This window comes from Streptomyces sp. 6N223 (assembly GCF_052246635.1).
GTDB lineage: Bacteria > Actinomycetota > Actinomycetes > Streptomycetales > Streptomycetaceae > Streptomyces.
The window spans coordinates 1-5,920 of sequence record NZ_JBQQCA010000110.1; the positions used below are offsets into that span (position 1 = coordinate 1).

At 71.3% G+C, this 5,920-nt stretch carries 7 protein-coding genes; 2 read left to right on the forward strand and 5 right to left on the reverse strand.

What is annotated here, in order from left to right; genetic code table 11:
* Positions 1–10: 10 nt before the first annotated feature.
* The 4 genes from pstB to pstS all read right to left on the reverse strand — a co-directional run bounded on the left by pstB (position 11) and on the right by pstS (position 4,181).
* Positions 11–790 (reverse strand): phosphate ABC transporter ATP-binding protein PstB, encoded by a 780-nt coding sequence (gene pstB / locus ACTWQH_RS32355; protein ID WP_443290385.1) that lies wholly within the window; start codon positions 788–790, stop codon positions 11–13.
* A gap of 60 nt (positions 791–850) precedes the next feature.
* Entirely contained in the window at positions 851–1,912 is a 1,062-nt protein-coding gene (gene pstA, locus ACTWQH_RS32360) for a phosphate ABC transporter permease PstA (protein WP_443290386.1), read from the reverse strand.
* Positions 1,913–2,073: 161 nt separating this feature from the next.
* Positions 2,074–3,072: a phosphate ABC transporter permease subunit PstC gene (gene pstC, locus ACTWQH_RS32365; RefSeq protein WP_443290387.1), complete on the reverse strand. Its 999-nt coding sequence runs from the start codon at positions 3,070–3,072 to the stop codon at positions 2,074–2,076.
* Complete coding sequence (pstS, locus tag ACTWQH_RS32370) at positions 3,069–4,181, reverse strand: phosphate ABC transporter substrate-binding protein PstS (RefSeq protein ID WP_443290388.1); 1,113 nt, start codon at positions 4,179–4,181, stop codon at positions 3,069–3,071. Before pstS ends, pstC begins: the two co-directional genes overlap by 4 nt.
* 176 nt (positions 4,182–4,357) lie before the next feature.
* Here pstS and ACTWQH_RS32375 point away from each other — a divergent pair, with 176 nt between their 5' ends.
* Complete coding sequence (locus ACTWQH_RS32375; protein WP_443290389.1) at positions 4,358–4,708, forward strand: metal-sensitive transcriptional regulator; 351 nt, start codon at positions 4,358–4,360, stop codon at positions 4,706–4,708.
* Between the two features lie 89 nt (positions 4,709–4,797).
* Here the strand turns inward: ACTWQH_RS32375 and ACTWQH_RS32380 are convergent, their stop codons facing one another.
* Positions 4,798–5,634 (reverse strand): hypothetical protein, encoded by an 837-nt coding sequence (locus ACTWQH_RS32380; RefSeq protein ID WP_443290390.1) that lies wholly within the window; start codon positions 5,632–5,634, stop codon positions 4,798–4,800.
* A 92-nt stretch (positions 5,635–5,726) separates the two neighbouring features.
* On the opposite strand from ACTWQH_RS32380, the gene ACTWQH_RS32385 reads away from it, so the two are divergent.
* On the forward strand, positions 5,727–5,918 hold the full coding sequence (locus tag ACTWQH_RS32385) for a hypothetical protein (RefSeq protein ID WP_443290391.1): 192 nt from the start codon (positions 5,727–5,729) through the stop codon (positions 5,916–5,918).
* Positions 5,919–5,920 lie beyond the last annotated feature (2 nt).

The window sequence follows — 5,920 nt, forward strand, 5'->3', positions numbered from 1 at the left end:
CTTCGGCGCCTCAGCCGAAGCGGCCGGAGATGTAGTCCTCCGTGGCCCTCACCGACGGGTTGGAGAAGATCTTCTCCGTCTCGTCGACCTCGATCAGCCGCCCCGGCTCCCCGACCGCCGCCAGGTTGAAGAACGCCGTCCGGTCCGACACCCGCGCCGCCTGCTGCATGTTGTGCGTCACGATCACGATCGTGTACTCCGCCTTCAGCTGGTCGATCAGGTCCTCGATCGCCAGCGTCGAGATCGGGTCCAGCGCCGAGCACGGCTCGTCCATGAGCAGCACGTCCGGCGACACCGCCGTCGCCCGCGCGATGCACAGCCGCTGCTGCTGCCCGCCCGACAGTCCCGAGCCGGGCCGCCCCAGCCGGTCCTTGACCTCGTTCCACAGGTTCGCGCCCCGCAGGTTCTGCTCGACGATGTCGTCGAGCTCCGCCTTGCGGTAACGCCTCCCGTTCAGCCGCAGCCCCGCCGCCACGTTGTCGTAGATCGACATCGTCGGGAACGGGTTGGGCCGCTGGAAGACCATGCCGATGGTGCGGCGTACCGCGACCGGGTCGACGCCCGGCCCGTACAGGTCCTCCTCGTCCAGCAGCACCTTCCCCGCGACGCGCCCGCCGGGCGTGACCTCGTGCATCCGGTTCAGCGTTCGCAGGAAGGTCGACTTGCCGCATCCGGAGGGGCCGATGAACGCCGTCACCGAGCGGGGCTCGACGTGCAGCGTGATGTCGTCGATCGCCTTGTGGGAGCCGTAGTAGGCCGTCAGTCCGGCGACCTCGATGCGCTTGGCCATATCTTCAGGCCTTCCTTGCGTTCTTCGCTTCGGCCTTCACTTCAGCGTTCACTTCGGCTTTCACTTCGGTGCCTTCCAGCGTGCGACGCCGCGCGCGGCCAGGTTGAGGAGCATGATGAAGGCGATCAGCACCAGCGCCGCCGCCCAGGCCCGGTCGTACGCCGACTCGGTGCCGTAGGCCCACTGCTCGTAGACGTACAGCGGCAGCGAGGACTGGGCGCCCTCGAAGGGGTTGCCGTTGATCATGTTGTTTCCGAAGACCAGCAGCAGGATGGGCGCGGTCTCGCCCGCGATGCGGGCCAGCGCCAGCATGACGCCGGTCGTGATGCCGCCGATCGCGGTCGGCAGCACCACCTTCACAATCGTGCGCCACTTCGGCACGCCCAGGGCGTACGACGCCTCCCGCAGCTCGTTCGGGACGAGCTTGAGCATCTCCTCCGTGGAGCGCACCACGATCGGCATCATCAGGATGGCCAGCGCCAGCGACCCCGCGAAGCCGGAGTAGCCGAGGTCGAGCATCATGATCCACAGGCTGAGGACGAAGAGGCCGGCCACGATCGAGGGGATGCCGGTCATCACGTCCACGAAGAAGGTGACGGCCTTCGCCAGCCTGCTGCCGCCCCCGTACTCCACCAGGTAAACGGCCGTCAGCAGCCCGACGGGGATGGCGATGACGCTGGCGAGCGCGACCTGCTGCGCGGTGCCGAGGATGGCGTGGTAGATGCCGCCGCCGTCCTGCCAGCTCAGCACGCCGTTCATGGAATGGGTCAGGAAGTACCAGCTCACGCCGGGGATGCCGCGCGCCACGGTCTCCCAGACGAGGGAGGCCAGCGGCAGTACGGCGACGGCGAAGCTGGCCCAGACCAGCAGCGCGGCCAGCCGGTCCACGGCGTAGCGGCGGCCCTCGATGCGGGCGGAGAGGCCGAAGGTGGCGGAGAGGTACACCGCGGCGGCGATGAGCCCCCACTGCGCGCGGCTCTCCAGCCCGGCGACCAGGCCGACGGCGATCCCGAACGCGAGCGAGCCGACGAGCAACGCGAGGTGCGCCGCGCGCGGCAGCCGCGGCGGGCGGAGGCCGGGGGCTCCGCCCCCGCCCGTCCCGGGCCCGGGCTTCTCGCCCATCCCTGTCCGTGGCCTCGCGCCCACCTCAGCGGGTTGCCCACCCACCCCAGCTTCGGGTTTCCCACCCACCGTCACCCCCGGGTGGGCTGCCGGGGTGTGGGCGGCCCGGGGGCCCGGGGGCGGAGCCCCCGGTTCGGGGAGGGGCGGGGTAGGGGTTCCGCTCATGCCGCAGCTCCCGAATACTCCCGGCGGCGCGCGATGATCAGGCGCGCCGCGCCGTTGACGACAAGCGTGAGGAGGAACAGCACCAGGCCGGAGGCGATGAGCGCGTCGCGCCCCATCGATCCGGCCTCCTTGAACTGGCTGGCGATGTTCTGCGCGAAGGTGCCGCCGCCGGACTCCAGCAGGCTGGGGTTGATCAGGAAGCTCGGCGAGAGGACGGTGGCCACGGCCATGGTCTCGCCGAGCGCGCGGCCCAGGCCCAGCATGGAGGCGCTGATCACGCCGGAGCGGCCGAAGGGCAGCACGGTCATGCGGATGACCTCCCAGCGGGTGGCGCCCAGGGCCATCGCCGCCTCCTGGTGGAGGAGGGGCGCCTGGCGGAAGACCTCGCGGGTGACGCTGGTGATGATCGGCAGGATCATGATCGCCAGGAGGATGCCGACGGTCATGATCGAGCGGGCCGGGGTGCCGTCGTAGGACAGGACGCGGGTCCAGCCGAAGGCGTCGTCGAACCACTCGTACAGGCCGGTCAGGCGCGGCACGAGGTAGAGCGCGCCCCACAGGCCGTAGACGATGCTGGGCACGGCGGCCAGCAGGTCGACGAGGTAGGCGATGGGGGTGGCCAGGCGGCGCGGGGCGTAGTGGGAGATGAACAGCGCGATGCCGACGGCGACGGGGACGGCCAGCGCCATGGCGATGACGGAGCTGACGACCGTGCCGAAGAGCAGCACGGCGATGCCGAAGACGGGCGGGTCGGCGTTGGCGTTCCACTGGAAGGTGGTCAGGAAGTTGCCCTCGTCGGCCTCGATGGCGACGGCGGCGCGGACGGCGAGGAAGAGCGCGATGGCGGCCATGATCACCAGCAGGGCGATGCCGGAGCCCCGGGACAGCCCGCTGAAGATCCGGTCGCCGAGGCGGTCACCGAGGCTGTCGCCGAACCGCTGGCTCTTGCGTTCGTTCGCTGAAGGGTTCGCTGGACGGTTCGCTGGAGTGTTCACTGAAGTCCCCGGATGGTCTGGCGCACCTGCCGGATGATGTCGTCGGGCATCGGCGCGTAGTCGATGCCGGCGAGCTGGTCCTGGCCCTCCGGGCTGGCGGTGTAGCGCAGGAACGCCTTGGTCAGCGGGAGGGCGTCGGGGTTGTTGCCGCGGTCGCAGAGGATCTCGTAGGTGACCAGCACGATCGGGTACGCCCCCTCCTCGCGCGTGGCGTAGTCGAGCTCCAGCGCCAGGTCCCCGCCCCTGCCCGTCACGTCCGCCTGGGCGACGGCGTTGGAGGAGTTCTCGACGGAGGCGGCGACGGGTCGGCGGGCGCCGGTGTCGATGCGGGCGGTGGTGATGTGGTTCTGGTGGGCGTAGGAGAGCTCGAAGTAGGCGATGGCGCCCTCGTTCTGCTGCACCATGCCGACCAGGCCCGAGGAGCCCTCGGCGGCCTGGCCGCCGTGGCCGCGCCAGTTCTTGTCCGGCTCGTACGGCCAGGCGTCGGGGGCGGAGGCGTGGAGGTAGGAGGTGAAGTTGTCGGTGGTGCCGGAGCCGTCGGAGCGGTGGAACGGCGTGATGGGCAGGTCGGGGAGGCGTGCGCCGGGGTTGAGGGCGGCGATGGCCGGGTCGTTCCAGCGCGTGATCTCGGAGTCGAAGATGCGGGCGGCGGTCGCGGCGTCGAGGACGAGGTCGTCGACGCCGGGCAGGTTGTAGCCGATGGCGATGGGCCCGGCGACCATCGGCAGGTGGATGGCCTCTCCCTCGCGACCGCCCTGGTTGCACACGGAGCGTGACTCGGCGACCTCGGGCTCGGTCAGGAGCGAGTCGGAGCCGGCGAACGCCGTCGTCCCCTGGAGGAGCTCCTGGATGCCGGCGCCGGAGCCCGTGGGCTTGTAGTTGATCTGGCTGCCGTCACAGTTCGCCTGATAGGTGTTCACCCAGACCTCCATTGCGTTGGCCTGGGCGCTGGACCCGGAGGCGAGGAGGGTGCCGCCGTCGGGGGCGCAGCGCAGCGTCTCGGCGGAGAAGTCCACGGCGCCCGGGAGGCCGGAGTTGTCGTCGGTGCCGCAGGCGGTGAGGACTGCGAGGGTCGCGAGGGCGGCGGCGGGGGCTCGCCGGAGCTTCACTGGCGTTCGCTTCCTTCCGTGGTGAACACCGATCGAACGTAGGTTCACGAGGTGAATCAAGATACGGCCAAAGATGAACAGAAGATGAATCGACCGGGGAGACGTGACGCCTCACGCTCCGCCCACGAGTTCGTTACGCTATACCCATCAGGGGTATTCGCCCGGGAGGGACCGATATGACCACGATTGACCAGCCAGACGTCACTGAAACCGGCGCCGCCGACGACGCCGCACCGCAGGCCGGCCCGCACGGATACAGCAAGGACAAGGAGGCCCACATCAAGCGGCTGCGCCGCATCGAGGGCCAGATCCGGGGCCTGCAGCGGATGGTCGAGGAGGACGTGTACTGCATCGACATACTCACCCAGGTCTCCGCCTCGACCAAGGGCCTCCAGTCCTTCGCCCTCCAACTGCTGGAGGAGCACCTGCGGCACTGCGTGGCCCACGCCGCGCACGAGGGCGGCGCCGAGGTCGACGCCAAGGTGCAGGAGGCCACCGCCGCCATCGCCCGCATGCTGCGCACGTAGCCCTGGCCGGGCGGGCGGGCTCGGACAGCGCGGGCGGCGGCGCTCCTCCCACGCCGCCGCGCACCGGCCCAAGCCCTCGCCTGCCCTGCCTACGACACGGTGCCGGCGTACACCTCGTCCTCGTCCGGCATCGCCACCCCCACCGGCGCGCCGAAGCCGTACAGCACCACCACCGACGCCACCTCCACGGTCTCCACACCCCCGCCTCGCCCGCCCTCCCTGGCAAAGCTGAACTGGTGGCGCACCTTCCGCAGCACCCCCCGCTCGTCGAGATAGGCGTCGAACGGCACCTCCGTCTCGGTGAAGCCCTCCCCCGCCACCGCCGCCGCGAACTGCTCCCCGGCCTCCCCCGACGCGGCCTGCGACGCCGCCGCGATGTCGGTGACGCCCCGGTAGTGCCGCACGGGATCGCCGTTCACCCGCGCCTCGCCCAGGTCCGAGGCGCTGCGCGCGCCGCGCAGCAGCTCCGCCGCCGTGATCGGGTCGGTGGCGCCGCCGGTGACGAGGTTGCCGTCCGCGACCGTCGTGACGTCGATCCTCACCCACTTGTCGCGGGGCACGCCCGCCCCCCGGTTCTTCATGTACAGCAGGCCGGGCGCGAAGACCTCCGTCACCGGCTCGCTCGGCACCGGCAGCGTCAGCAGCAGCTCGCCGACGCGCTCGCCGTAGTCGAAGCCGCCCTCGCCGCTGATGGTGACGTTGGTGCCGCCCGAGGCCATCCGCATCGCCGTCCGGGTCCGGGAGCTGCCCGCCTCGGCCAGCACGTCGGCGGCCCGGCGCACCACTTCAAGCGCCTCGGCCGTCTCGCCGTCCTCCGCCGCGGAGCCCGTTCCCGAGCAGCCGCAGACGCACGCGGCCAACGCCGCCGACGCGGCCGCCGACGCCGCCGTCTGCAACCAGGGAACGTTTCTGCCCGTGCGCTTCACCCCGGCACCACCACCCTTGCTCGTAGCCCCTAACGAGCCCTTCCCGCCGCCGTCACGGCTCCCGGACGGGCATGGCCCGATACGGTGGTGGGGTGCGCGACCAGGCGGAACACCAGCCCTCCCGTGGCGGCGAGGGCTCGACGCGCCACCGCATCACCCTCACCGAGCGCGGCCCCTTCCTGGCCCCCGAATGCACCTGCGGCTGGTACGGCCCGGCCCGCCGCTCCCGCCCCCTGGCCCGCGACGAGGCGGCGGCCCATCTGGCCGCCCCCGGCAACACCTGACC